Source organism: Cellulosilyticum lentocellum DSM 5427 (genome assembly GCF_000178835.2).
Lineage (GTDB): Bacteria > Bacillota > Clostridia > Lachnospirales > Cellulosilyticaceae > Cellulosilyticum > Cellulosilyticum lentocellum.
In genome coordinates this window covers 3,876,231-3,901,653 of the sequence record NC_015275.1, presented here as the reverse complement: position 1 = coordinate 3,901,653, position 25,423 = coordinate 3,876,231, and the positions used below count along the sequence as shown (strand labels likewise).

Here is a 25,423-nt window from a genome sequence, read left to right as displayed (position 1 = left end):
ATATGGAAATTAATAAATTATGTATTGCACCGAATGCTTCAGTTATAGAATGTATTAAGCGATTAGATGAGACAGCAAAAAAAATTGTTTTTGTTACGGAAAATGAGAGATTACTAGGTTCCATAACAGATGGTGATATTAGAAGATGGATTTTGCAAAATGGCAATTTAGAACAACCAGTTATGTATGTTATGAATGATAAGCCTATTTTTGTTTATATGACGGAAAGAAAGAAGGCAAGACATTACTTTAAGGAAAAAAGTATACAAGCTATTCCAGTAATAAATGAAAAAGAACATTTAGTGGATATATTATTTTGGGATGATGAAGAAGAGGTAGATTATCAATATAAAGCAATTAAGCTACCAGTTGTTATTATGGCAGGAGGAAAAGGAACTAGATTATATCCCTATACCAAAGTATTGCCCAAACCACTTATTCCAATAGGCGATTTGACTATCATAGAGCGTATTATGAATCAGTTCGAAAAATTTGGGTGTGATGAATTTTATCTAACTGTTAATTATAAAAAGAATATGTTAAAAGCTTATTTAGAAGAAAAGTCTCATTCTTGTCAAATTAATTATATTGAGGAAGAAAAATTTCTAGGTACAGGGGGGAGTTTATATTTACTTAAAGATATTCTGAAGCAAACTTTCTTTGTGAGTAATTGTGATATTTTAGTAGATGCTGATTATGAAGATATTATACGATATCATAAAGAAAATAAGTATAAAATAACAATGGTTACTTCACTTAAAAATTATGTTATTCCTTATGGTGTAGTTGAGGTACATAATGGAGGGAGTATAAAAAATATTATAGAAAAACCTGAATATAATTTTCAAGTCAATACAGGTCTATACGTATTAGAGCCAGAAGTATTAAAAGAGATACCCGAAAATGAATTTTATCATATTACTGAACTTATTAATCAATATGTAGAACGAGGAGAAAAGGTTGGTGTATATCCTATAACAGGAAATGCGTGGCTTGATATGGGCGAGGTTAAAGCTATGGAAGATATGATTCAACAATTAAAACTTTGATAGTTTATATAATGAAAGGAATTGAAATGGAGAAAAAAATATTAGTAACAGGCGCAGATGGTTTTATAGGGAGTCACCTTACAGAGCAATTAGTAAAAGAAGGTTATAGAGTACGAGCATTTACTTACTATAATTCCTTTAATAACTGGGGACATCTAGATAGTTTAGATAAAAGTATTTTAAATGAAGTAGAGATTTTTACAGGAGATATTAGAGATCCTAATGGAGTGAGGCAAGCGATGAAGGATATAGATCAGGTATATCATTTAGCAGCATTAATAGCTATTCCATTTAGTTATCACTCACCAGATTCTTATGTAGATACTAATATCAAAGGGACTTTAAATGTTTTACAAGCGGCTAGGGATTTTGGCACAAGTAAAATTTTAATTACATCTACTTCAGAGGTATATGGAACAGCACAATATGTACCTATTGATGAAAAACATCCTTTTCAAGGGCAATCACCTTACTCTGCTACTAAAATAGGTGCTGACCGCTTAGCAGAGTCATTTTATAGAAGTTTTAATATGCCAATTAGCATTGTAAGGCCTTTTAATACATATGGTCCAAGACAGTCTGCAAGAGCAGTTATTCCAACTATTATTACTCAGCTATTAAAAGGGGAGAAGCATATAAAATTAGGTTCCTTAGCACCAACAAGAGATTTTAACTATGTTAAGGATACAGCGCAAGGCTTTATTGAGATAGCAAAAAGTAATATGGCTATTGGAGAAGAAATAAATATTGCTACAGGTATTGAGATTTCCATAGGAGAATTGGCACAAGAGCTTATTAATCAAATTAATCCATCAGCAACTATTATATGTGAGGAAGAACGCTTGAGACCAGAAAAAAGTGAGGTTAATAGATTGTTAGGATGTAATAAAAAAATTAAAGCATTAACTAACTGGGTTCCTGAATATAGCTTATCAAGTGGTTTAGCTGAAACTATAGAATGGTTTAAGGATCATTTAAGTCAATATAAGTCAGATATATATAATATTTAAGACCAAAGATAGTGTATGGTATAAGGGGGGGAGAAAAGGTGAAACCCAGTGTTTTATTAATCGGTGGAGGCGGACATGCAAAGTCAGTGATTGATACATTAATACACTCAAATGAGTTAGAGATAGTTGGAATTATAGACGTTAAAGAAAAAGTTGGTGAAGAAATAAGTGGCATTAAAGTTATTGGAACAGATGCTGATCTACCGTCCTATTATGCAAAAGGTATAAGATATGCTTTTATTAGTCTAGGCAGTATAGGAATACCTAATGCACGTATCAAATTGTACCATAAGCTTAAGAAAATAGGTTTTTCTTTTCCTAATATTATTGATCCAACAGCCATTCTGGCAGAAAATATTCAATTTGGAGTAGGGAATTTTATAGGTAAGGGAGTTATTATTAATACAACCACCACCATAGGAGATCACTGCATTATTAATACAGGATCAATTATAGAGCATGATTGTAATATAGAAAATTTTATTCACCTTGGACCTAGAAGCATTTTATGTGGTGGAGTTCAAATAGGAGAAAACTCTCATATAGGAGCTAGCGCAACGATTTTACAATATAAAAAAGTTGGAAGTAATAGCATTATTGGAGCAGGTAGTTTAGTAAATAAAGATATTCCTACTTATCAAACAGCATATGGAATCCCTTGCAGAATAATAGAGAAGATAGGAGGAAAAATATGAAATATGAGCAGAGCAAACAGGAGATTAAAAATAAACTATTAAGTGGGCAATTAGAAGAAGCAGCATTATTGTTAAGTGACATTAAAGAAGCATTAATAAATGATGTAGATTTGTATTATTTACAAGGGATGTATTATGAGTATAATCAGCAATACAATGATGCTATAGAAGTCATGTTAAAGGGAGTTCAGAAGAATCAATATCATTTTGAGCTCTTATATGGTTTATGGAGAAATTACTATTTACAAGGTGAATATATAGAGGCAATACATTATTTCACAAAGGCATATTATGTTTATGTAAATACAAAAATAGAAGATATAGAAATATCATTAAGTGAGATATATAAAATCCTAGAGCTCGATATTGAAGCTGATATTAAACAAGAAATACAAAAAGAATTGTGTAAAGCATTGGAAGAATTAAATGCTAATACAAGATATGGGATGTATAAGCTTTTTCCTAACAAAGATGTAGAGGAGAAAGTAAGTAGTATAGGTGAATTTATAAAATATAAAAATAAAGAATATTTTATAGCCAGTTATAAAAAAGTGATTAGTTTAGATTCTAATTATGGAGAAAGAATATATAATAAGTGTGAAGTATTAGAAGCTAGTAGTAAAAAGTATTTTAAAGCAGGCAGAGATAATACCATATCCATTGTTTCAGTAGCAGGAATAGAAGATGAAACCCAGTATGAGATAAAACTAGAAAATGGAGAAAGCTATTTAATAAAGCCACATATGAATAAGCAGTTTGAGTATCATGCTTTAAAGGGTAAGTTTACAATTAAAAGTAATAAGACAGTAGCTATAGGTAATCCAGTTTTGTTAGAAAAAGATGAGCATAAAAAGGATTTGATTATGACTATTTTTATCGATGGTCTATCCTATGATTTCATTGAAAAAGAAGGAATCAAAAAAGTAATGCCTAATACAGCGAATTTTTTTAGTGAAGGAGTAATTTGTACGAATACTTATACCAGCGCTGAATGGACATTGCCGTCTGTTGCTACTTTGTGTACGGGACAGTATACCACTCATCATAAGCTTTATCATCCGAATAGACCTGATGAATTATCTGGAGAAATAGATACTTTGTTTGAAACTTTAAAAAATGAAGGATACATAACAGCTAAAATTGATGGGAATTGGAGAACAACTCCAACTTATGGATATATTCGTGGAATAGATAGAACTATTTATCAACCAGCTATATTAATGATGAATGCTACAGAAATAATAGAAGAAACCATATTGCAACTTGAAGCTTATAAAGGTACTAATCAATATGTGTGGACTGGATTTATGGATCTGCATAAGATAGCAGATGATATTTCCAGAGGTAATATACTTGAACAAATTAAATTGCCTATTAATTGTAAAGGAGAGGAGGAGCAAGAAATAGCCAAATCTGTAAAGCAACAATTTAGCTTTATAAAAAAAGAACGTTATAAACAAGCTCTTATAGAATTAGATAGGCATCTCCAAATATTATATGATTATATTAATTTAAACTTCAACTCAGAAAATATAGTGATTACTTTAGTTTCAGATCATGGACAAGGATATTTGGTAAAAAACAATCAATTACTTTTTGCAAAAGAAAGAACAAAAGTACCCTTGATGATTAAAGGATACAGAAAAGGAATATGTAATGAGCTGATCCAGTTAACAGATTACATAGAAATATTAGCACAAGTAGTGGGGATAGAGGTAAAGGATTTACAAATGAGGGATAGTAACTTGCCTAGTTTTTTTGGTGGAAAAGAAAGATCATATACTTATACAGAATCACTTTTTCCAGGTGATTCATACGAAGCGTGTATTAATACTAAAAAACATACTGTACATTTTAAGACCATTAATAAAGTGCAGTATGATGGGAGAGTTATATTAGAACCATTTGAAATGACTATATTAGATGAATTGACGAATGAGATTGTTAAAAGTGAGAGCTTTAATGAATTGTATCTTAAGATAATCGACGAACATATGAAATGGAATAAAATATATATTTAGTAAACGAGGTAGAGTAAATGATTATATGGATTACGGGGTTGGCTGGAGCGGGTAAAACGACAATAGCTACAGCAGTTTATCATGAAATAAAGAATATTTATCCTAATACAGTATTTCTAGATGGTGATATTTTAAGAGAGGTACTAGGGGTATATGGGTATAGTTATGATGAACGGTATATACAAGCAGAAAAGATACATAATCTATGTAAAATGCTAGATAATCAGGACATTAATGTGGTCTGTGCAACGATAGGTTCTTTTCATCGTATTCAAGAGAGAAATAGAGCTAGTTTTAATAAGTACTGTGAGATATACATAGAAGTAACAATGGAAAATCTCATTAAGAGAGATAAGAAGGGATTATATAGTAGAGCCTTAATTGGTGAAACCATTAATGTAGTTGGTGTAGATATTAAACCAGAAGTGCCCAAGAATCCAGAGTTAATCGTAGACAACAATACCTTGGATTGCTTAGAACACAAAGTGGAGGATATATTAAACTATTTAAGAGACAATCAATATATATTATAAGAAAGGAGAAGGGATTTGAAAGCATTAATACTTAATTCGGGAATAGGAAGTAGAATGGGAGATTTAACAACAACTATTCCTAAATGTATGATTGACTTAGGTAATGGAGAAACTATTATTGAAAGACAAATTGAGATACTAGCAAGACAAGGTATTACGGAGATTGTTATAACTACAGGACCACACAAGGATTTACTAGAAGGGTATCTTACAGGATATTTTTCGCAGATAAATTTTAAATTTGTACATAACCCTTTGTATAGTCAAACCAACTATATTTATTCCATACTTCTGGCAGCTAATGAACTAAGGGAGGATGTTGTATTATTACATGGGGATTTAGTATTTGAAGAAGGTGTATTAGAAGCCATATTAAGAGAAAAAGAAAGTAGTGTAGTTGTTTGTGAGAAACTACCCTTACCTAAAAAAGATTTTAAGGCTGTTATAAAAGGAGGCAAAGTACAAGCCATAGGTACTGAGTTTTTTGATGAAGCTTTAGCTTGTCAGCCGTTATATAAATTAAATAAGGAAGACTGGCTCAAATGGCTAGAACAAATAAAAGTGTATTGTGAGAAAGGACAAGTAAATTGCTATGCAGAAAAAGCCCTTAATGAGCAACTAGATGAGATAGCTATTTATCCATTCTATATAGGTGATGCTCTATGCAGGGAGATTGATAATATAGAAGACTTGAATAAGATAAGAGCTTACTTGAGAGGAATGAAATAATGAAAAAAGTATATATGTGTTTTGGAACGGATGTTATTCATAATGGACATATTGAAATACTGAGAAAAGCAGCTGAGCTGGGTGAAGTTACAGTAGGTGTTCTAACGGATGAGGTAATGGCATCATATAAAAGATATCCTATTATTAATCTAGAACAGAGATTGCAAATTATTGAATCTATTAAATATGTTTCAAAAGTCATTGTACAAGAAGAATTGGATTATACAAATAATTTAAGAAAAGTAAAACCTGACTATGTAGTTCATGGTGATGATTGGCGTACAGGTTATCAAGCATCTATAAGAAGTAAAGTGATAGATATATTAAAAGAATGGGATGGAGAACTTGTAGAATTTCCTTACACAGAAGACAATAATATTAAATGCTTAGAAAATACTATGAGGGAAAGATTATCCATGCCAGAGTTTAGACGTGCAAGGCTAAGAAAGCTATTAAAGATGAATAGAACCATTAGAGTTCTAGAGGTACATAGTGGCATTACAGGATTAATTGCAGAAAATACAAAACTAGAAAAGGATGGCAAGATAAATGAATTTGATGCTATGTGGTTATCTAGTTTATGTGATTCTACAGTAAAGGGAAAACCGGATATAGAATTAGTAGACATGTCTTCTAGATTAAAAACTATCGAGGAAATTCTAGAAGTAACCACTAAGCCGATTATATTGGATGGAGATACTGGCGGGTTAGTAGAGCATTTTAACTTTAATATTAGAACTTTAGAGCGTATGGGTGTATCTGCTATTATTATTGAAGATAAAGAAGGGCTTAAGAAAAATAGTTTGTTCGGTACAGAAGTTCATCAAGACCAAGCTAGTATAGAAAGTTTTTGTGAGAAAATTAGAGTAGGAAAAGCAGCCCTTAAAACTAAGGAGTTTATGTTAATAGCTAGAATAGAAAGTCTAATCTTGGAAAAAGGGATGGAAGATGCCTTAGCAAGAGCGCAGGCTTATGTGAATGCCGGAGCTGATGGTATTATGATTCATTCTAGAAAAAAAGAGCCAGATGAAATATTTGCTTTTTGTGATGCATTTAGGCTGCAGAATAAACAAACACCTATTATTGTAGTACCAACTACCTTCAATAAAGTATATGAAGAGGAATTATATAATCATGGGATTAATATAGTTATTTATGCAAATCAACTCATTAGAAGTGCTTTTCCAGCAATGCAAAATACTGCTAGAGTTATCCTAGAAAATGAGAGAGCTTATGAAGTAGATAAATTATGTATGCCGGTTAAAGAGATATTAACCTTAATAAAGGAAAGATAATTTATGACAAGTATTAAACTACCTCCAACAGAAATAATATATGAAGAAATAGGATATTTGAAAGAATTTATAAATAAAGAAGCCCGTCAGAAAAAGAGCCTTCTAATTTGTTCATTACATTTGCTAGAAAGTTTTTGCATAAAAGAAGATGTCATGCGAATAGAGAAATTGGGTGAAATCTATTGGTTGAATCGTCCACTAGGTTATACTGATATTAAACATATTAAAAAAGCAATCAATGAAATGGGAAATTTTATTCCAGAACAAATTATTGCTATTGGTGGAGGAAGTGCTATTGATTTAGCTAAGGTACTAAGTATATTTCTTACATATCCATTTAAGAATTTAGTAGAGAATGAAGAGATACGACAATGTATAAAAACAAAAGCATATTCAACTCAAAAAGCCACACTACCTGTTATTGCTATACCAACTACAGCAGGAACGGGTGCAGAGCTTACAAAATGGTCTACTGTTTGGGATGAAGAGGAAAAGAAAAAGTATTCAGTGGAAATGGAGCTTATTTATCCAAAGAAAGCAATTATTATACCTGAATTAATGTGTCAATTATCAAAAAGGTTAACCTTATCAACTACACTAGATGCATTTGCACATGCATTAGAAGCGTATTGGTCTAGAGCCACACATCCTATTATTAGAAATATGGCATTAAAGAGTATGGAAATTATTATGATGTACTTAGAAATGACCTTAATAGATTTGGAGAATATAGAGTATAGAAGAAAATTATGTACAGCTTCAGTACTAGCTGGATTAGCTTTTTCTCAAACAAGAACTACAGCTAGCCATTCTATATCTTATCCCTTAACTCTAAATCACGGAGTTGAACATGGTTTTGCAGTAGCGATGACATTATCATCAATATATGAGCTAAATCGGGGATCTTTCGAGGAGGAAGAAGAATTGGAAAGATTATTTACGCAGTATGGCGGTTTAAAGTCTTGGCTAAATAGTGTGGCAAAAAAAGAACTTAAGCTGAGTTATTGGGGTATATCTAGAGAGATGATTAATGATATAGCAAAGGAATCTATAGCAAAAGGACGTATGGATAACAACCCAATAAATCTAGGAGTAGATGATGTAAATAAACTTTTAATTGCATTACTTTAATAAAGAAATAGATGAATATGGTTAGGAGGATGAGAACAGATGAAAGCAGAAGAATTTTATAATAGTATAGCGACATTGGGCGTTGAATTTTTTGCAGGGGTACCTGATTCACAGTTACAAGGATTCTGTAATCTTCTATTAGAGAAGTTCGGGATTTCAGAGCAACATATAGTATGTGCAAATGAAGGTGCTGCGGTCGGCTTATGTGCAGGATACTATTTGGCTACAGGGAAGATTCCTCTTATTTATATGCAAAATAGCGGTATTGGGAATGCTGTTAATCCAATTACTTCTCTTACCCATCAGAAGGTTTATGCTATTCCAATGGTGCTTGTAATTGGTTGGCGTGGAGAACCAAAGGTAAAAGACGAGCCACAACATGTCTTTCAGGGGGAAATCACTTTAGAATTATTAAGATGTCTAGAGATTGAATATATAGTGATAGATAAGACAACTTCAGTTGAAGAATTTTTATCCGGTCTGGAGGAGTTAAGAAATAAATTACGATTTAATAAACAAGTAGCTATTGTTGTAAAAAAGGCAAGTATTGAAGAGTTACCAAGACCTAAATTAGATATAGAAAATAGAAGGTTGAGCCGTGAGCAAGCAATCGAGATAATTACGAGATTAGCGCCTATAGAAAGCGTTTTTATTTCAACTACAGGAAAAGCCTCTAGAGAACTATTTGAAATTAGAGAAAAGTACGTAGAGACTCATGAAAAAGATTTTCTTACCGTAGGCTGTATGGGACATAGCTCTATGATTGCTTTAGGTATAGCCATGCAGAAAAAAGAAAAGCTAGTATACTGTATAGATGGAGATGGAGCGTTACTAATGCATATGGGATCCCTTGGTGTAATAGGGGCTTGCAAACCACATAATTACGTCCATATTGTGTTGAATAATGGTGTACATGAGACTGTAGGAGGAATACCTAATGTGGTTAATAGTATGAATTTAGGTGAAATAGCAAGAGCTGTTGGCTATAGGAATACTTTCTCAGTATCAGATGAAGAAAAACTAAAGGAATGCTTGAGTATGAGTGCAACAATAAAAGGACCTACATTTATAGAAGTGAAGGTTAATTTAGATGTTAGAAAAGACTTAGGGAGACCCACAACTTCACCTATTCAAAATAAAGAGTTACTAATGAATTATCTCAGATAATAAGAGGTGAGTATTTATGATAGAATATCAATATAAAATAATTAAGGATAGCATACAACAATTAATCCAAGAAGGTAGGTTTGATGAGGCCAAAGTAGCTATTAGAGAAGTGAAGTCAATCTTTCAGTATGATCCGGATTTTTATGTTATTGAAGCAAACCTATATTATCTAAAAGGTAGTTATGGACTTGCCAAAGCTGTTGGTAACAGAGGTTTAGAACTTAATGTGAATCATGTTGGGTTACTTTATTGTATGTGGCGGATTTGTTTTGAAAGAGGAGAATATGAAGAAGCTTTAAAATACTATATCAGAGCAATTTTTATACAGGAACTTTCAAAAGAAGAAAAGATAGAAATGAGTATAGAAAATGCTGTAGATCAAATATGTAGTCAGATTGAAGCAAAAACACAAACAGCAGAAAGTAAAAGTAATGAATATAAAAATATTCTTGAAATAGTAAAAGAGGCAAAAGAGAGTTTTATTTCAAGTAATTATACTTTTTTTCCAAAGAAGAATTATAATGAGGAAAGTTTCTTTGGAGATTGGGTAGAGCATGCAGGTAAATCTTATTTTGTGGGCTATTATAATTATGAAGATAGAATTAAAGTTAAGGATATTGAAAGTCTACGATTTATGACTAAATGTGAAATCTTTAAAGCTAGTAAGGCAAAAGAATTTTATGGAGGAACTCCAAATAAGCATACTATTTTACCAATAGCTTATTTACAAGAAGATACTACTATTGAAATAATAGAGATAAATACAGGCAATATATATGAATTAAGCAGTGAAAGAGTACTACAGTATCAGTATTATAAAGTTAGTGGGGAATATAGACTTATAAGTAATAATGATATTGTTGTTGGGGATCCTATTTTGCTTGAGAAAGATACTACCAAAAAGGATTTGGTACTTTCTATTTTTATAGACGGGTTATCTTATTCTTTTTTAGAATTAGAAGGTATAGAACAGTTAATGCCCAATACAGCCAATTATTTTAAAAATGGCTGTATATTTACAAATAATTATACAACAGGTGATTGGACATTACCATGTGCAGCTAGTTTATGCACAGGTTTATATACAACTAATCATGGAGTATTTCATCCAAAAATGCAGGTGACTTTACCTGAAAATCAACCTAGTCTTTTTGAATTGTTTAAAACAGCGGGCTACACTACGGCTAAAATAGATGGTGTTTATCGTGTAACGCCAACCTATGGATATATTAGAGGAATAGATCGCACTATTTACCAGCCGAGTCATATTAATATGGATGGGAAAGATGTGGTAATAGAAGCTATTAAACATATAGAAACTTTTAAGGATACCAATCAGTATTTGTGGCTAGGTTTTATGGATATACATGATGCTGGTTCGGAGGAACATAGGAGTATATTGCAACAAACCCAAATGGGCTTGGAATTTAGAAAATACCTTAAAGAAGAAAAGAAAAAATCTGTTTATGAATCTTATTCGGAAACAAGAATCGCTAGATATAGAGAATCAATAAAAGAATTAGATTTATACCTAGGAATACTTTTTCATTATATAGAAACTCATTTTGAGGAAGATAATGTTATTGTTTCACTTATGTCAGATCATGGACAAGCATATTTAGTTAAAGAAGAAGATTGCTTATTGCAAGAGGAACGAACAAGAGTACCCATGTTATTTAAAGGTTATAAAAAAGGAATATGCGAAGAATATACTGAAATTACAGATTATTTACCTATATTACTTGATGCTGCACAAATAAAGGATCCTTTGAGTAAGGAAAGGGATGGAAGTCTTCCAAGATTCTGTGGTGGAGCAGAGAGAGGATATTCATATGCTGAGGAGATTTATCCTGGAAACCCCTATGAAGCATTTATTAGAACCAAAGATTATGATGTAAGTTTTATTACAAAAGAAAGAGTATTACAAGATGGTAGAATTCCCTTTAATATTAATTATGTTATGACTATAAAAGATAAAAAGGGAGCTATTATAGAAGATGAAGGTATATATGAACATTTTTATAATATAATTAAAGAACATGTAAAAAAGAATAGATTATATGAATAAGAAAGGGAAAATAATGAGGCGAGAATTGTTAGAGAAGTTATTAGAACTGACAAAGAGGCAAGAGCAGAGTATTATGCAATCAGAAATAGACGAAGTTATTAATCTACTTGAAGAGAAGCAAAGGGTAATGGATGAAATAGATGAACTTAATAAGCGGGAACATAAGGAGTTGAGTGATGAAGAAAAGGCTATTCTAGCAAGCATACAAGAGTTAGATGAGAAGAATAGGAAACAATTTAATTTAGAACTTGAGAATACTAAAGAAGAATTACGTAAAATGCGTCAGTTTAAACAAAGAGACGATTACTATACGAATCCCTATTCTCAGACTCAAGAGGAAGGATTGTTTATTGATAAAAAATAAGGAGAGGGTTATGGAGAAAGTTTTCATTATAGCAGAAGCAGGTGTTAATCATAATGGAGATTTAGCACTAGCAAAGAGGCTAGTAGATGTTGCTAGTGAGGCTAAGGTAGATGCTATCAAGTTTCAAACCTTTAAAAGCGAAGAATTGGTCTCTAATCATGCTCAAAAAGCACCATATCAAAAGCAAGTGACTAACAAGGATGAAACGCAGTTAGAGATGCTAAAAAGGTTAGAGTTAGGGGAAGAGGATTATAAGGAATTAATAAGTTATTGTGTTCAAAAGAAAATATTATTTTTATCTACGCCATTTGATTTGCCGAGCATAAGATTTCTTGAAGAAGTAGGCATGGAGATTTATAAGATTCCATCAGGGGAAATAACAAATTTACCTTATTTACGAGAAATAGGACGCCTTCGGAAAAAAATTATTCTTTCTACTGGTATGAGTACAATTGACGAAATAAATCAATGTATTGAAGTACTCTATAACCAAGGTAGTAAAGACATCACACTTCTACATTGTAATACTGAATATCCTACACCTATGAAGGATGTTAATTTAAATGCAATGCTTACTCTAAGGAACAAATTCCAATTACAAGTGGGATATTCAGACCATACGCTAGGAATAGAAGTACCTATTGCTGCAGTAGCATTAGGAGCTAAAGTAATAGAAAAGCATATTACTTTAGATAAAACAATGGAAGGACCAGATCACAAAGCAAGTATAGAACCACAAGAATTAAAGGATATGGTAGTAGCCATTAGAAATATTGAAATGGCATTAGGAAATGGGGAGAAAGTTCCGTCCTCTTCAGAAACAAAGAATATAGCAGTGGCTAGAAAAAGTATTGTAGCTGCAAGACCTATTAATCTAGGAGAAAGATTAACGGAGGAGAATTTAAATGTAAAAAGACCCGGTAATGGAATAAGCCCTATGAAATGGGATGAAGTGATAGGAAGGAAAGCCCTAAGAAATTATGAAAAGGATGAGCTGATTGAAGATGAATAAAATTGCAGTAGTAACTGGTACAAGGTCAGAATATGGCTTGCTACAACCTTTGATTGATAAAATACATAAGGATACTACCCTAGAATTATGCCTAATAGTAACAGGCATGCACCTTTCACCGGAATTTGGACATACTTATAAGCAGATAGAAGCAGATGGTTATCCTATAGCAGAAAAGATTGAGATGCTCTTAAGCTCTGATACAAGTATCGGAGTGACTAAATCAATGGGATTAGGGTTGATTAGTTTTGCAGAAGTGTACGATAGAACCAAACCAGAATTAGTGATACTTTTAGGTGACCGATATGAAACCTTTGTAGCAGCGACTGCGGCAACTATAGCCAATATTCATATAGCACATTTGCATGGGGGAGAACTCACTGAAGGTGCATTTGATGAAGCTTTCAGGCATTCTATTACTAAGATGAGCTATTTACATTTTACTAGTACAGAAGTATATAGAAAACGTGTGATACAATTAGGAGAAAATCCTGAACGGGTATATAATGTTGGAGCATTAGGGGTAGAGAATATAAAGAATATACCTTTATTGACAAAAGAAAGCCTTGAGGAATCTATAGAGTTTCCTATAGAACCTAAATTGGCAATAGTAACTTTTCATCCAGTTACATTAGAAAAGCAAAGTGCAGGAAGGCAGTTTAAAGAATTATTAATGGCACTAGATGAATTCCCAGATGTGAAATTAATTTTTACTAAAGCTAATGCAGATACAGAGGGAAGGCAAATTAATAAGTTAATAGATGAATATATTGAAAGATATCCTAAAAGAGCAATAGCATTTACAAGTATGGGACAACTTAGATATTTAAGTGCACTGAAATACTGTGATTTTGTAGTAGGAAATTCATCAAGTGGTATTATTGAAGCACCATCTTTCCATATTCCTACAATTAATATAGGTAATCGGCAAAGAGGGAGAGTATGTAGTAGAACAGTTATTAACTGTGAGTCACAGCGAGAAGCAATCAAAGATGCAATTACCTATGCATTAGGAGAAGAATGTAAAGGGAAAATGTTGGAGTATAACAATCCCTATGAACAGTCAAGTACATCAGATAATATTTTGAAAGTTGTTAAAGTATTTTTAAGCAATAAGCCTAAGGGGTTAAAAAAACATTTCTATGACTATAATTAATCTATATCTAAAAATATAAAAAGTAAATAAGTTGTACTATACTGCTAATAGGGGTGTGAATATGTGGAATAACAAATCATTTCTAGCAATCATTCCAGCAAGAAGTGGGTCCAAAGGACTAAAAGATAAAAATATTATGTTATTAAAGAATAAGCCATTAATAGCATACACAATAGAGGCGGCACAAAAGGCAAATATATTTGATGATATTATTGTATCAACAGACTCATCACTTTATCAGAATATAGCTATAAAAAGTGGAGCAAGTGCTCCATTTTTACGTCCGAATGATCTAAGTGGAGATACAGCTACAAGTAAAGAAGCTATTTTACATACTTTAAAAGAGTTGAAGAAGCAAGGGAAAGATTATGATTACTTTATGTTGTTGCAACCAACCTCACCATTAAGGACAGCTGAAAATATTTTAGAAAGTATAGAAGTACTTAGAAAAGAGCAAGCCAATGCAGTGGTGAGTGTATGTAAGGCTAATCACTCACAAGACTTAATGATGTATTTACAGGAAAACAACTGTTTAGATGGGTTGTTAAAGGGAATACCTTCTATAAGACAAAAACAGAAAGAAACATATGTATTAAATGGGGCTATTTATTTATGTAATACATCGTATTATCTCAAGTATGAGAACTTTTATGAAGCTAGATGTTATGCATATATAATGGATAAGTATCATTCGGTAGATATAGATGATATTTATGATTTTAAATATGCAGAAGCTTTATTAGATAACTTATAAAAGTAGCAGATAATTGAAACTTAGGAGACAAAATATGATAGGAAGATTAGTGCACTAATAAAAGTTCATATGGGGTGAGTCGTGAAAATACTAAAGCCAGAGTTTTATAGTAGTTTTAAATGTACGGGAAGTGACTGTAGGGAGCACTGTTGTCAAGACTGGAATATACATATCGACAAAGAAAGTTTTATAAAGTACGGAAAAATAAAAGGAGAATTTGGAAGCTATTTAAATGGGCGGATTACTAGAAATAGAAAAGAAACTTATGAATTAATCTACGCTAAAATAAATTTAGAAGATAGAAAATGTCCATTTTTAGATGCGAAAAATCTGTGTAACATATATATCAACTTAGGAGAAGAATACTTATCTAATACGTGCAAGTTATATCCTAGAACAATTGTAAGATATTACGATAGATGCGAACGAAGACTTAGTTTATCTTGCCCTGAAGTTGTAGAGAAACTGTTGGCTTCTCAAGAACCATTAAGTTTTTTGATGGAAGAAGAGGAATTGAGTGTACTAGATTATCGCAATAGTGTACAAACACAGTATGATATGCAGATGCATGATATGATTTGGGAGACTAGAGCTTTGCTAATAGATATTGCACAATTTAGAGAAATTGCATTATGGAAAAGGTTGCTTTTTATAAAGTTAGTAGAAGGAAAAGTACAGAAAGTTATTGAGGAGAAGAAATACAGTGATTTTACAAGTGTCATAAAAGAAGTTAAGAGTTTCATTCAACGATCTGATGTTAATGAAGAGCTAGACAAGATTGAACCTAGTACGGAACGTAAGAATCTTTTTGTTAAAGCAGTATTACAGGCAAGGACTAGTGTGAGTGTGGTAAACAAAGGATTTAATGTATGCATTGATGATATAAATACTTTTACACAAAAGATAGCAGATGAAGGGGTAATGATTGAAAAGATAGAGCGTGAGTTTGACACATACTTTACAGATAGAAAATATCTATTAGAGCATTTTATTGTGTATAGCTTATATACTAATGTTATGAATGTGATATGGACAAGTAATCTCAATAAAGAAATTATGAACTTAATTATAAACTATGCGGTTATAAAACAGATGTTAATTGCTAAATGGTACTGTAATCAAAAACGTTTAGCATTTGATGAGATAGTAGAGATAGTTTATTCTTTTTCTAGGGTAGTTGAGCACCATACAGATTTTATTGATGAGATTTATAGGCAATGTAAAGAGGATGGATATAATACATTAGCGGCTGTAGCCATTTTAGCTAGATAAAGAGCTAACATATTCATTATAGTGAGTTAATATAAGAAAATAGGTGGTAGAGATGGAAAGTTTATTTAAAAGCTTAGATACTATTATAGAGTTTCTAAATCAAATAAAAACATTGACAGATAATCAAGCAACTGTATTGCTGAGTAACACTTCAACTGTAGAAGAGGAGAATAACATGCTAGATTTGTTAGAGCAGATGGCTGATTATAAAGAAGAGCTTACTATAAATTTAAAAAAAGAAGAAGAAATTTTTCAACGGTTATATGATAAGAGCAAATCTAATTTAAGAGAACAAAAAGAAATTGAACGCTTACAGGAGCGAGTAGGATATCTATTGAAGTTACAAAATCTCATTGTGGAAGAGGAGCAAAAGAATCTATTATTAATGCAGTCTAGAAGTAAACAAAGAATAGATAAAGTAACACTTCCTATAAATAATTCTAAAGTAGCAGAAGCTTATCGAAAGCAACAAACAAAAACCTAAATTTTACAAAAAAATCTAAAACAATAAACTTGACGACCTATTTATTATTATGGTATATTTAGTTTGTACCTAAATAGGTCTTTTTTTTATGGCAATTTTTAAAAGAGATTTACTCAAGTGGAGGTGTCAACGTGAGAGTACAAATTACTTTAGCTTGCGAAGATTGCAAGCGCAGAAACTACAACATGACTAAGGATAAAAAAACACATCCTGACCGCATGGAAACAAAGAAATACTGCAGATTCTGTAAAACACACACATTACACAAAGAAACTAAAAAATAGTTTTGTGTAAAAGTACGCCAGGGAGGAAGTGGATTTATGATAGGGTTTTTTAAAGACTTCATTGCTGAAAGCAAACGAGTTGTATGGCCTAACAAAGAGGAACTTACTAAATTGACCTTAAATGTTTTAGGATTATCTATTATTGTAGCAATTATAATCTATATCATGGACTTTGCTATTAATGGCGGAATTGGAGTTCTTGAGAACTTAATTAAAGGATTATTATAATGGAGGAACGATCTATGGAAAAGGCGAGATGGTATGTAGTTCATACTTTTTCAGGATATGAAAACAAAGTAAAAGCAAATATTGAAAAAGCGATTAAAAATCGTAATATGGAAGAGCTCATCCATGCCGTTGAAGTTCCTTTGCAACAAGAAGTAGAAGAAAAGAATGGTGTTAAAAAGACTGTTCAACGTAAAACATTCCCTGGTTATGTATTAGTTAAGATGGTAATGACTGATGATACTTGGTATGTAGTGAGAAACACTAGAGGAGTTACAGGATTTGTTGGGCCAGACTCTAAACCAGTTAGTCTTTCATTAGAAGAAGTAAAGAACATGGGGATCGAACTTTACGGACCAGCTCCTAAAGTTAAGATAGGGGACGCAGTGACCCTACTTACAGGAGCCTTTGAAAATTCTGAAGGAATTGTTAAAGAAATTCACCAATCTAAAGGTACCATTGTTGTATCAGTAAGCGGATTTGGTAGAGAGTTCCCTGTTGAGATTAGTATGAATCAAGTAGAAATATTTGAGTAGTACTTCTCAAAAGGAAGCTACACTTAATTAAATGTAGACTTCAATATATGAGTAATCATTAAATTACAAAGCGCGCGAGTGGGAGGGAATTCCCCGCGAATACCACATTTTTTAGGAGGTAACGGTAATGGCAAAAAAAGTTACAGGTATGATTAAATTACAAATTGCAGCTGGTAAGGCAACACCAGCTCCACCAGTTGGTCCAGCACTTGGTCAACACGGTGTAAATATCGTTCAATTTACAAAAGAGTTTAATGAAAGAACAGCTAAAGATGCAGGTCTTATCATTCCAGTAGTAATTACTGTATATGCAGATAGATCTTTCTCTTTCATTACAAAAACTCCACCAGCAGCAGTTCTTTTAAAGAAAGCTTGCAAACTTGAGTCTGGTTCTCCAAACTCTATCAAACAAAAAGTTGCAACAATTTCTAAAGAAGAAATTACAAAAATTGCAGAACTTAAAATGCCTGACTTAAACGCAGGTAGCCTTGAAGCAGCTATTAGCATGATCGCTGGTACAGCTCGTTCAATGGGTATCACAGTTCAAGAATAATTATTAATCGGTTTTTAATCAATTTATAAATTAGGCGCGTAAACTTATTTACGTGGGAGGGCACTGCCCCGCTAATACCACAAGGAGGTAAAGTGATGAAAAGAGGAAAAAAATATATTGAAGCTGCTAAATTAGTAGACCGTGCAGCGGTTTATGATCCAGCAGAAGTATTTGAATTAGTAGGAAAAACATCAACTGCTAAATTTGATGAAACAGTTGAAGCTCACATTAAATTAGGTGTAGACAGCCGTCATGCTGATCAACAAGTTCGTGGTGCTATCGTATTACCACATGGTACAGGTAAAACTCAAAGAGTTTTAGTATTCGCTAAAGGTGCAAAAGCTGATGAAGCTTTAGCAGCAGGCGCTGACTTCGTTGGTGGAGAGGATTTAATTCCAAAAATCCAAGGCGAAGGTTGGTTTGAATTTGACGTTGTAGTAGCAACTCCAGATATGATGGGTGTTGTTGGTCGTTTAGGCCGCGTACTTGGACCAAAAGGTTTAATGCCAAACCCTAAAGCTGGTACAGTTACTATGGACGTAACAAAAGCAATCAATGATATCAAAGCAGGTAAAATCGAGTACCGTCTTGACAAAACTAATATTATCCACGTTCCAATTGGTAAAGTATCATTTGGTGCTGAAAAATTACAAGACAACTTCCACACATTAATGAGTGCAGTTATAAAAGCAAAACCAGCTGCTGCAAAAGGTCAATACCTTCGTAGCATCTCAGTATCAACTACAATGGGTCCTGGAATCAAAGTAAACCCAATGAAAGCTGATCAATAAAAATATTAAAATCGTAAAACTTATGTAAATAAGTTTTACGATTTTTTTTAAAGAATTATATAATATATGTCGATAACTAATATAGATTACAAGTATAAATATACCTTACTATCATTACTAAAGGCAGGATACGAATGAAGGAAGATTTTTTAAAAGAACAAATTCCAATTAACTTATATAATATGTGCCATAAATTATTTGAACTAAATGTAGAAGAAATTATTTTTACTGAGAAACAGATAAGGCAAGTAATTTTGGCATTATCTATATATTTTCATTTTGAAAAGGATAAAAGAGCACTAGAAGTACTGTTATTATTAATTCGTAATAAATCTATACCATTAGAAGCAAAAATATATATTGTATGGCAATTATCAAGAATTAATTTTGTAAATACGGAAGATATAGGAATAGATATATATAATGGTTATGATTTTTTAGTAAAAGAAATAAAGGCGAATAGTGGATTGAAACAAGTACATAAATTTGTGGCTAAGGATAGAGATAGAAAATCAGTAGTGTTTATTACAAGTCAATTTTTGGGAATTAAGCATTCGCCAACAAAATTACTTTTACAAATGGTAAAGATGCTAAATGATTCGATTGATGAAATTGAATATATCTATATTATTAATTCTGGGGAGATGCCAATAAAACAAACATATGACTTTCTTGATGGCTTTAGTGGAAATTATATAAAACATGATGATGAATCTATAAAAGCAATTACAAAGCAATTAGGTATAGATAGATGTAAAGTAAAATATGTAGACAACTATACATTTGAAGTATCTAACACTCAAATAGATGAAATGGCAAGAAAGATATATAATATAAAGCCTAGATATGTTTTCAGTATAGGGGATAAAAATATATTAGCAGAAGTTTGTAGTAGTTTTACTGATGTTTTTACTATTTCATTATCAGCGAATGCTAAGCTTTGTTGTACAAAATATTTTGTTTCTACATATGAGGGTTTAGACGTAAGAGAACATAAGTTAAAAAATAGTCAACACTTGATAGAAGTACCATATAGTTTGGATATGTTTAAAGATGAACAGAAAGATTATTATAATAGGAATCAATATGGAATAGGAAAAGAGGATTTTGTTATATGTATAGTGGGAAATAGGCTGAAAGAAGAAATAACAGATGATGTACTAGATATTTGTACTCAATTATTATATAGGAATAATCACGTTAAGATTATGTTTATTGGCAGTTATTATAAATCTTATTTGGATAGAAATAGATTTTTAGGGATGGAAGATAGGGTTTATTTTATGGGAAAGCGTAAGAGATTAGTAGCCACTATACAGTTGGCCAATGTGTATTTAAACCCAAAGAGAAATGGTGGGGGGTATAGTTGCATCGCAGCAATGGAGGCAGGGATACCAGTTGTATCTTTAAATTATGGGGATGTGAAATTCTATATCGATGCTCAGTTCAGATATGAATCGTACGAAAAAATGGAGCAAGCAATACAAGATATGATTGATAATCCGAAGTTATATGACCAGAAGTGCAAGGATACATATACGAGACATTCGTATTATAGAAGGAATAATTGGGATAAGCTAATAAGATATATAGATGAATATATATATAGATGAATTAAATATTAATGAGAGAGGAAATGAAATGCATAAGATAGAAGAATTTTTAAAAAGTAGAGAAGATGAGTTCAGCTCTAATTATAAGAAGTATGGAGATAGTCCTAGAAGTTTGAATGTAGATGCAGTAAAACAGTTTATAGGGTTTAATTCGCTGATTCAGGACATTAATATGAATGATAGAAGTATATTGGATATTGGTTGTGGGTTGGGTGATATAAATCGTTATTTTAAATTTAAGGGATTCAATAATTACAAGTACTTAGGTGTGGATATTGTAGAAAATTTTATTAAGCAAGGAGAGAAAAAGTACGGCACAGATGATATAAAATTCATTAAAGGTAATTTTATAAATGATACATATGAACAAAAATTTGATTATATTATAGGAAATCAAATTTTTTATAGAAAGATTAGAGATATGGATACGTATATTTACATAGAACAAATGATTGCAAAAGCATTTGAACTATGTAATAAAAGTGTGATGTTTAACTTTTTATCAGACAGAGCAGAAATTCAATATGAAGCTAATTTTTATGCAAATGTGGAAAAGATTATTAACTTTGCATATACTCTTTCGAAGAATATAGTTATTAGAAATGATTATTCACCCTATGAATTTTCAATTGTTATAAGTAAAAGTAATAATATTAATATTAGACCTACATATTTCGTGGAATATTTGGAGAAGAACCAAGATATTATTAAGTGCCTGAAAGATGATATTGGAAGAGGTATTTATGAGAATAAAAGATAAGCAAGTAATTTTGATATTAGGCTCGCAACATGACTTTGAAGAATTGGCAAAGACATGTATAGAAAATGGATATTATACTATAGTTTGTGATAATTATACTAATGGTCCTGCTAAAAAGATTGCTCATAAAAGCTATAATGTAGATGTTTTTGATATCAAACGAATGGAAAAGATATGTATAGAAAATGAAGTTTCAGGAATTGTAACAGGCTTTTCAGATGTTTTAATGGAAGCATATGTGCCGCTATGTGAAAAAATGGGGCTTAAATGTTATTTATCAGATGAACAATTGAAAATTATTAGGAACAAACAAATTATGCATCAAATACTAGGTGAATTTGGTGTTAAAACTATGCAAAGAAAGGTAATTTATTTACAAGATATAGAACAACAATTGATTGGGTTTAAGTTTCCTGCTGTTATTAAACCAATAGATGGATATGGAAGTAGAGGGGTATTTAAAGTTAATAGTATTAGGGAGATAAAAGAAAAGTATACAGAAGTCGAAAATATATCTAAGAAGAGAAGCGTTATTATCGAGGAATATAATTTAGGTAAAGAGTATAATTTTTTTGCGTGGGTTAAAGATGGGAAAGGATATTTAATATATATATGTAATAGAGAGAAATTTACATTCTCGCCTAATGATATAGGGTTAGTATATAAATTTATTTATCCATCTAGTGTATACGAAAAATTGTTCTCTAGTGTTATAGAGTATATGGAAAAGATTATACAAGCATATAAGATTCAAGATGGTCCTTTAGCAGTACAAATGTTTTATGATGGGAATGAGGTTGTGATAAATGAAGCTACTCTAAGATTATTCGGAAATGGAGATCATAGAATTGCTTTTTATTTATCTGGGTTAAAGATAGAACAAATCTTAATTGAATATTCTATGGGAAGGGGATATTCTAAGTCGCTTATAAGTAAATTAGAGAATTATAATCCTAGGGATACAACGATTATTGCACAAATACAACTATATGGGAAAGAAGGCTATATTAAAGAAATAGATGGCGTTTCAACAATTAAGGAAATGCCGAATGTAAGTAATATAGAGCTATATTATCAACAAGGAGAATGTATCAGGAATAAAGGGTTGAAAAGGGAAACCATAGGGATGGTATTTTTTAAAGTTGATAGGTATGATGATATAGAAAAGAAACTGGATGAAATTTATAATGTTCTACATATAATAGGAGATAATGGTGAAGAGTTATTATATAGAATATAGAAAGTGCTACTTTTACAAACTAATTGAATAATAAAGAGATTAGTTTGTATAATTAGTATATATACTGAAATAGTTACAATAAAAAAGGATATATAATAATTATAATGAAGAGGGGTAGAATTAGAAAGAGGAGTACGATGATTAATTTTAATGAACCACCATATACAGGTAAAGAAATAGAGTATATTGGCGAGACTATAAAGAATAAAAAGATATGTGGTGATGGAATATTTAGTAAGAAATGTAGTAAATGGATGGAGGAAGAGTTTAAGGCAACCAGAGTCTTATTAACTACATCATGTACCCATGCGTTAGAGATGAGTGCAATATTAGCCGAAATAAAACCAAACGATGAAGTAATTATGCCATCATTTACTTTTGTATCTACTGCTAATGCTTTTGTACTGAGAGGAGCAAAAATTATATTTGTAGATATTAGACCTGATACTATGAATATAGATGAGACGAAGATAGAAAGTGCAATTTCATCTAGAACAAAAGCAATTGTAGTAGTACACTATGCAGGGATAGCATGTGAAATGGATACCATTAAAAGAATAGCGCAAAAACATGCTTTGTTCTTAATTGAAGATGCTGCGCAAGGAGTAATGTCTACATATAAAGGGCAGGCACTAGGTACTATAGGGGACTTTGGAAGCTATAGTTTTCATGAAACTAAAAATTATAGCATGGGAGAGGGGGGAGCAATAATAATTAATCAACCCAGTTACGTAGAAAGAGCGGAGATTATAAGAGAAAAAGGAACAAATAGAAGTAAATTTTTTAGAGGAGAGATAGCTAAGTATACTTGGGTTGACCAGGGTTCATCATATCTACCTAGTGATATAAATGCAGCATATTTGTGGGCACAACTAGAAATGGCAGAAATAATTAAGAAAAATAGAATGGACTCATGGAATAGATATCACGAAAACCTAGAAGCATTAGAAGTAAGGGGTTTTATCAGGAGACCAGTTGTTCCGAAAGAGTGTCAGCATAATGCTCATATATATTATATAAAGACTACAGATATAGAAGAGAGGAGTAAGTTAATAGAATACCTAAGAAAACATAATATTTTAGCGGTATTTCATTATATTCCTCTACATAGTTCAGAAGCCGGTTTGATGTATAGTAGATTTAATGGGGAAGATGAGTATACTACTAGAGAGAGTGAAAAGCTAGTTAGATTACCAATGTATTATGGCATTAAGAAAGAGGATATAGAATATATAGTAAGTTGTATTTATGATTTTTATTTGCATAAAGTCAGGTAAAATATTCTAAAGGCAAATAGGTTGACAAGCCTAGGTGCAGGTGATATACTCTTATTTGTTGATAAATGAATACTGTGCCGCAGACAGTAGGTGTCCCACAGGGACATAACGTATAACAACCTACCGAGGTCTTTAACATAAGGACGGAAGTGTGTCGTTTTGCCTGCGGAGATGTGCAAGACGATTTTTTTATGCATTAAAACAAGGAGGTGTAACAATGGCAAAAGTAGAACAAAAACAAGTAGTTGTTAACCAAATTAAAGAAAAACTTAACGGAGCTTCTTCAGTTTTATTAGTAGACTACCGTGGTCTTACAGTAGAACAAGATACTAAACTTCGTAAAGATCTTCGTGAAGCTGGTGTAGAATACAGAGTATTCAAAAACACTATGGTTAACTTTGCTATTGAAGGTACAGAGTTCGCAGAGATCTCTAAAGATCTTGAAGGACCAACAGCTATTGCTATTTCATACGCAGATGCAACAGCAGGTCCAAGAATTCTTGCTAAAGTAGCTAAAGACAATGAGAAATTAGAATTTAAATCAGGTGTTGTAGAAGGCACTTACTATGATGCTAAAGGTATGATGGCTATCGGTAATATCGCTCCTAGAGAAGAGTTACTTGGTCGTTTACTTGGAAGCTTCAAATCACCTATGGCAAGCTTTGCACGTGTTATCAAACAAGTTGCAGAAAAAGAAGCATAGAATTAGTACGAAACTTAAAAATATTATATTAATTAAAATTTACGGAGGTGCTTACAATGGCAAAATTATCAATCCAAGAAATTATCGATGCAGTTAAAGAATTAACTATCTTAGAATTAAACGAATTAGTAACAGCTTGTGAAGAAGAATTTGGTGTATCAGCAGCAGCAGGTGTTATGGTTGCAGCAGGTCCAGCAGGTGCAGCAGCAGAAGAAAAAACAGACTTCGATGTTGAATTAACAGAAGCTGGCGCAGAAAAAATCAAAGTTATCAAAGTTGTTCGTGAAATCACAGGTCTTGGCTTAAAAGAAGCTAAAGAAGCTGTAGATGGCGCTCCAAAAGTGCTTAAAGAAGGCGTAGCTAAAGATGAAGCTGAATCAATCAAAGCTAAATTAGAAGAAGTTGGCGCTAAAGTTACATTAAAATAATTAATGTATGAATATAGAAAAGGTAGCTCGAACGAGCTACCTTTTTTGTTACTAAATTGTAAAGGGAATACCCCTTGAAACAAGTATTGGGGGATGATATGCTTAAAATGAGTTGCATCCACCACTATACATGGAAAAATATAAAAAAACAAAGGGTTGACTAACCCTTTGTTTTGTGATAGCATTATAAAATGCGCTAATATGCTATGTAATATGTAGTTTTTTCCTTATTATAGCATAGTAACTCGCTATTTACAATACATATTCACATCA

General features: G+C 31.9%; 27 protein-coding genes and 1 other annotated feature. All 27 genes read left to right on the top strand.

Translation table 11 applies throughout. The features are described from left to right. Positions 1 to 2: 2 nt before the first annotated feature. Positions 3 to 1,049, top strand: a complete 1,047-nt coding sequence (locus CLOLE_RS17990; RefSeq protein ID WP_013658542.1) for a nucleotidyltransferase family protein — start codon at positions 3 to 5, stop codon at positions 1,047 to 1,049. 26 nt (positions 1,050 to 1,075) lie between these two features. Further along, a complete protein-coding gene (locus tag CLOLE_RS17985; RefSeq protein WP_013658541.1) occupies positions 1,076 to 2,059 on the top strand; it encodes an NAD-dependent 4,6-dehydratase LegB in 984 nt (327 codons plus the stop codon). Between the two features lie 38 nt (positions 2,060 to 2,097). After that, positions 2,098 to 2,754, top strand: coding sequence for an acetyltransferase (locus tag CLOLE_RS17980; protein WP_013658540.1), 657 nt, complete (start codon positions 2,098 to 2,100; stop codon positions 2,752 to 2,754). After that, positions 2,751 to 4,775 carry a sulfatase-like hydrolase/transferase gene (locus CLOLE_RS17975; protein ID WP_013658539.1) on the top strand — a complete coding sequence of 675 codons (2,025 nt, stop codon included), beginning with the start codon at positions 2,751 to 2,753 and terminating at the stop codon, positions 4,773 to 4,775. Before CLOLE_RS17980 ends, CLOLE_RS17975 begins: the two co-directional genes overlap by 4 nt. Before the next feature lie 17 nt (positions 4,776 to 4,792). After that, entirely contained in the window at positions 4,793 to 5,308 is a 516-nt protein-coding gene (locus CLOLE_RS17970) for an adenylyl-sulfate kinase (RefSeq protein WP_013658538.1), read from the top strand. A gap of 15 nt (positions 5,309 to 5,323) precedes the next feature. Further along, positions 5,324 to 6,037, top strand: a complete 714-nt coding sequence (locus CLOLE_RS17965) for a phosphocholine cytidylyltransferase family protein (protein WP_013658537.1) — start codon at positions 5,324 to 5,326, stop codon at positions 6,035 to 6,037. Beyond that, positions 6,037 to 7,332, top strand: coding sequence for a phosphoenolpyruvate mutase (gene aepX, locus CLOLE_RS17960; protein ID WP_013658536.1), 1,296 nt, complete (start codon positions 6,037 to 6,039; stop codon positions 7,330 to 7,332). Before CLOLE_RS17965 ends, aepX begins: the two co-directional genes overlap by 1 nt. A gap of 3 nt (positions 7,333 to 7,335) precedes the next feature. Beyond that, positions 7,336 to 8,463 carry a phosphonoacetaldehyde reductase gene (locus CLOLE_RS22095; protein WP_013658535.1) on the top strand — a complete coding sequence of 376 codons (1,128 nt, stop codon included), beginning with the start codon at positions 7,336 to 7,338 and terminating at the stop codon, positions 8,461 to 8,463. A gap of 39 nt (positions 8,464 to 8,502) precedes the next feature. Next, positions 8,503 to 9,630 (top strand): phosphonopyruvate decarboxylase, encoded by a 1,128-nt coding sequence (gene aepY / locus CLOLE_RS17950; protein ID WP_013658534.1) that lies wholly within the window; start codon positions 8,503 to 8,505, stop codon positions 9,628 to 9,630. Positions 9,631 to 9,646: 16 nt separating this feature from the next. Continuing rightward, complete coding sequence (locus CLOLE_RS17945) at positions 9,647 to 11,698, top strand: sulfatase-like hydrolase/transferase (RefSeq protein ID WP_013658533.1); 2,052 nt, start codon at positions 9,647 to 9,649, stop codon at positions 11,696 to 11,698. Further along, the gene (locus CLOLE_RS17940) at positions 11,691 to 12,062 is read left to right on the top strand and encodes a hypothetical protein (RefSeq protein WP_041713084.1); all 372 of its coding nucleotides are present in this window, start codon (positions 11,691 to 11,693) and stop codon (positions 12,060 to 12,062) included. Before CLOLE_RS17945 ends, CLOLE_RS17940 begins: the two co-directional genes overlap by 8 nt. Before the next feature lie 10 nt (positions 12,063 to 12,072). Then, positions 12,073 to 13,074: an N-acetylneuraminate synthase gene (gene neuB, locus CLOLE_RS17935; protein ID WP_013658531.1), complete on the top strand. Its 1,002-nt coding sequence runs from the start codon at positions 12,073 to 12,075 to the stop codon at positions 13,072 to 13,074. Next, complete coding sequence (gene neuC / locus CLOLE_RS17930; RefSeq protein ID WP_013658530.1) at positions 13,067 to 14,230, top strand: UDP-N-acetylglucosamine 2-epimerase; 1,164 nt, start codon at positions 13,067 to 13,069, stop codon at positions 14,228 to 14,230. Before neuB ends, neuC begins: the two co-directional genes overlap by 8 nt. 61 nt (positions 14,231 to 14,291) lie before the next feature. Beyond that, positions 14,292 to 14,984: an acylneuraminate cytidylyltransferase family protein gene (locus tag CLOLE_RS17925; protein ID WP_013658529.1), complete on the top strand. Its 693-nt coding sequence runs from the start codon at positions 14,292 to 14,294 to the stop codon at positions 14,982 to 14,984. A gap of 81 nt (positions 14,985 to 15,065) precedes the next feature. Continuing rightward, positions 15,066 to 16,256 (top strand): flagellin lysine-N-methylase, encoded by a 1,191-nt coding sequence (gene fliB / locus CLOLE_RS17920; protein ID WP_013658528.1) that lies wholly within the window; start codon positions 15,066 to 15,068, stop codon positions 16,254 to 16,256. Between the two features lie 52 nt (positions 16,257 to 16,308). After that, entirely contained in the window at positions 16,309 to 16,740 is a 432-nt protein-coding gene (locus CLOLE_RS17915; RefSeq protein WP_013658527.1) for a hypothetical protein, read from the top strand. A 131-nt stretch (positions 16,741 to 16,871) separates the two neighbouring features. Then, positions 16,872 to 17,024, top strand: coding sequence for a 50S ribosomal protein L33 (gene rpmG, locus CLOLE_RS22600; RefSeq protein ID WP_083801311.1), 153 nt, complete (start codon positions 16,872 to 16,874; stop codon positions 17,022 to 17,024). 36 nt (positions 17,025 to 17,060) lie between these two features. Further along, positions 17,061 to 17,252 (top strand): preprotein translocase subunit SecE, encoded by a 192-nt coding sequence (gene secE, locus CLOLE_RS17910; RefSeq protein WP_013658526.1) that lies wholly within the window; start codon positions 17,061 to 17,063, stop codon positions 17,250 to 17,252. Between the two features lie 14 nt (positions 17,253 to 17,266). Continuing rightward, positions 17,267 to 17,785: a transcription termination/antitermination protein NusG gene (nusG, locus tag CLOLE_RS17905; RefSeq protein WP_013658525.1), complete on the top strand. Its 519-nt coding sequence runs from the start codon at positions 17,267 to 17,269 to the stop codon at positions 17,783 to 17,785. A gap of 127 nt (positions 17,786 to 17,912) precedes the next feature. Further along, positions 17,913 to 18,338 (top strand): 50S ribosomal protein L11, encoded by a 426-nt coding sequence (gene rplK / locus CLOLE_RS17900; RefSeq protein WP_013658524.1) that lies wholly within the window; start codon positions 17,913 to 17,915, stop codon positions 18,336 to 18,338. 95 nt (positions 18,339 to 18,433) lie between these two features. Beyond that, the gene (gene rplA / locus CLOLE_RS17895; protein WP_013658523.1) at positions 18,434 to 19,129 is read left to right on the top strand and encodes a 50S ribosomal protein L1; all 696 of its coding nucleotides are present in this window, start codon (positions 18,434 to 18,436) and stop codon (positions 19,127 to 19,129) included. Positions 19,130 to 19,263: 134 nt separating this feature from the next. Further along, complete coding sequence (locus tag CLOLE_RS17890; protein ID WP_013658522.1) at positions 19,264 to 20,742, top strand: glycosyltransferase; 1,479 nt, start codon at positions 19,264 to 19,266, stop codon at positions 20,740 to 20,742. Further along, on the top strand, positions 20,723 to 21,502 hold the full coding sequence (locus CLOLE_RS17885; protein ID WP_041713082.1) for a class I SAM-dependent methyltransferase: 780 nt from the start codon (positions 20,723 to 20,725) through the stop codon (positions 21,500 to 21,502). The genes CLOLE_RS17890 and CLOLE_RS17885 overlap by 20 nt, the downstream gene beginning before the upstream one ends. Next, positions 21,486 to 22,742, top strand: a complete 1,257-nt coding sequence (locus tag CLOLE_RS17880; protein WP_013658520.1) for an ATP-grasp domain-containing protein — start codon at positions 21,486 to 21,488, stop codon at positions 22,740 to 22,742. The genes CLOLE_RS17885 and CLOLE_RS17880 overlap by 17 nt, the downstream gene beginning before the upstream one ends. 137 nt (positions 22,743 to 22,879) lie before the next feature. After that, entirely contained in the window at positions 22,880 to 24,019 is a 1,140-nt protein-coding gene (gene rffA, locus CLOLE_RS17875; protein ID WP_013658519.1) for a dTDP-4-amino-4,6-dideoxygalactose transaminase, read from the top strand. A 59-nt stretch (positions 24,020 to 24,078) separates the two neighbouring features. After that, positions 24,079 to 24,218: a sequence feature (ribosomal protein L10 leader region), on the top strand. 18 nt (positions 24,219 to 24,236) lie between these two features. Further along, positions 24,237 to 24,722 carry a 50S ribosomal protein L10 gene (gene rplJ, locus CLOLE_RS17870; protein ID WP_013658518.1) on the top strand — a complete coding sequence of 162 codons (486 nt, stop codon included), beginning with the start codon at positions 24,237 to 24,239 and terminating at the stop codon, positions 24,720 to 24,722. Between the two features lie 56 nt (positions 24,723 to 24,778). After that, positions 24,779 to 25,150 (top strand): 50S ribosomal protein L7/L12, encoded by a 372-nt coding sequence (rplL, locus tag CLOLE_RS17865; protein WP_013658517.1) that lies wholly within the window; start codon positions 24,779 to 24,781, stop codon positions 25,148 to 25,150. Positions 25,151 to 25,423: the final 273 nt, after the last annotated feature.

Excerpts from the sequence above, each read along its gene's own strand:
- CLOLE_RS17990 (WP_013658542.1), top strand. The coding sequence starts at position 3 with ATGGAAATTAATAAATTATGTATTGCACCGAATGCTTCAGTTATAGAA.
- CLOLE_RS17985 (WP_013658541.1), top strand. The coding sequence starts at position 1,076 with ATGGAGAAAAAAATATTAGTAACAGGCGCAGATGGTTTTATAGGGAGT.
- CLOLE_RS17975 (WP_013658539.1), top strand. The coding sequence starts at position 2,751 with ATGAAATATGAGCAGAGCAAACAGGAGATTAAAAATAAACTATTAAGT.
- CLOLE_RS17970 (WP_013658538.1), top strand. The coding sequence starts at position 4,793 with ATGATTATATGGATTACGGGGTTGGCTGGAGCGGGTAAAACGACAATA.
- aepX (WP_013658536.1), top strand. The coding sequence starts at position 6,037 with ATGAAAAAAGTATATATGTGTTTTGGAACGGATGTTATTCATAATGGA.
- CLOLE_RS22095 (WP_013658535.1), top strand. The coding sequence starts at position 7,336 with ATGACAAGTATTAAACTACCTCCAACAGAAATAATATATGAAGAAATA.
- aepY (WP_013658534.1), top strand. The coding sequence starts at position 8,503 with ATGAAAGCAGAAGAATTTTATAATAGTATAGCGACATTGGGCGTTGAA.
- CLOLE_RS17945 (WP_013658533.1), top strand. The coding sequence starts at position 9,647 with ATGATAGAATATCAATATAAAATAATTAAGGATAGCATACAACAATTA.
- CLOLE_RS17940 (WP_041713084.1), top strand. The coding sequence starts at position 11,691 with ATGAATAAGAAAGGGAAAATAATGAGGCGAGAATTGTTAGAGAAGTTA.
- neuB (WP_013658531.1), top strand. The coding sequence starts at position 12,073 with ATGGAGAAAGTTTTCATTATAGCAGAAGCAGGTGTTAATCATAATGGA.
- neuC (WP_013658530.1), top strand. The coding sequence starts at position 13,067 with ATGAATAAAATTGCAGTAGTAACTGGTACAAGGTCAGAATATGGCTTG.
- CLOLE_RS17925 (WP_013658529.1), top strand. The coding sequence starts at position 14,292 with ATGTGGAATAACAAATCATTTCTAGCAATCATTCCAGCAAGAAGTGGG.
- CLOLE_RS17915 (WP_013658527.1), top strand. The coding sequence starts at position 16,309 with ATGGAAAGTTTATTTAAAAGCTTAGATACTATTATAGAGTTTCTAAAT.
- secE (WP_013658526.1), top strand. The coding sequence starts at position 17,061 with ATGATAGGGTTTTTTAAAGACTTCATTGCTGAAAGCAAACGAGTTGTA.
- nusG (WP_013658525.1), top strand. The coding sequence starts at position 17,267 with ATGGAAAAGGCGAGATGGTATGTAGTTCATACTTTTTCAGGATATGAA.
- rplK (WP_013658524.1), top strand. The coding sequence starts at position 17,913 with ATGGCAAAAAAAGTTACAGGTATGATTAAATTACAAATTGCAGCTGGT.
- rplA (WP_013658523.1), top strand. The coding sequence starts at position 18,434 with ATGAAAAGAGGAAAAAAATATATTGAAGCTGCTAAATTAGTAGACCGT.
- CLOLE_RS17890 (WP_013658522.1), top strand. The coding sequence starts at position 19,264 with ATGAAGGAAGATTTTTTAAAAGAACAAATTCCAATTAACTTATATAAT.
- CLOLE_RS17885 (WP_041713082.1), top strand. The coding sequence starts at position 20,723 with ATGAATATATATATAGATGAATTAAATATTAATGAGAGAGGAAATGAA.
- CLOLE_RS17880 (WP_013658520.1), top strand. The coding sequence starts at position 21,486 with ATGAGAATAAAAGATAAGCAAGTAATTTTGATATTAGGCTCGCAACAT.
- rffA (WP_013658519.1), top strand. The coding sequence starts at position 22,880 with ATGATTAATTTTAATGAACCACCATATACAGGTAAAGAAATAGAGTAT.
- rplJ (WP_013658518.1), top strand. The coding sequence starts at position 24,237 with ATGGCAAAAGTAGAACAAAAACAAGTAGTTGTTAACCAAATTAAAGAA.
- rplL (WP_013658517.1), top strand. The coding sequence starts at position 24,779 with ATGGCAAAATTATCAATCCAAGAAATTATCGATGCAGTTAAAGAATTA.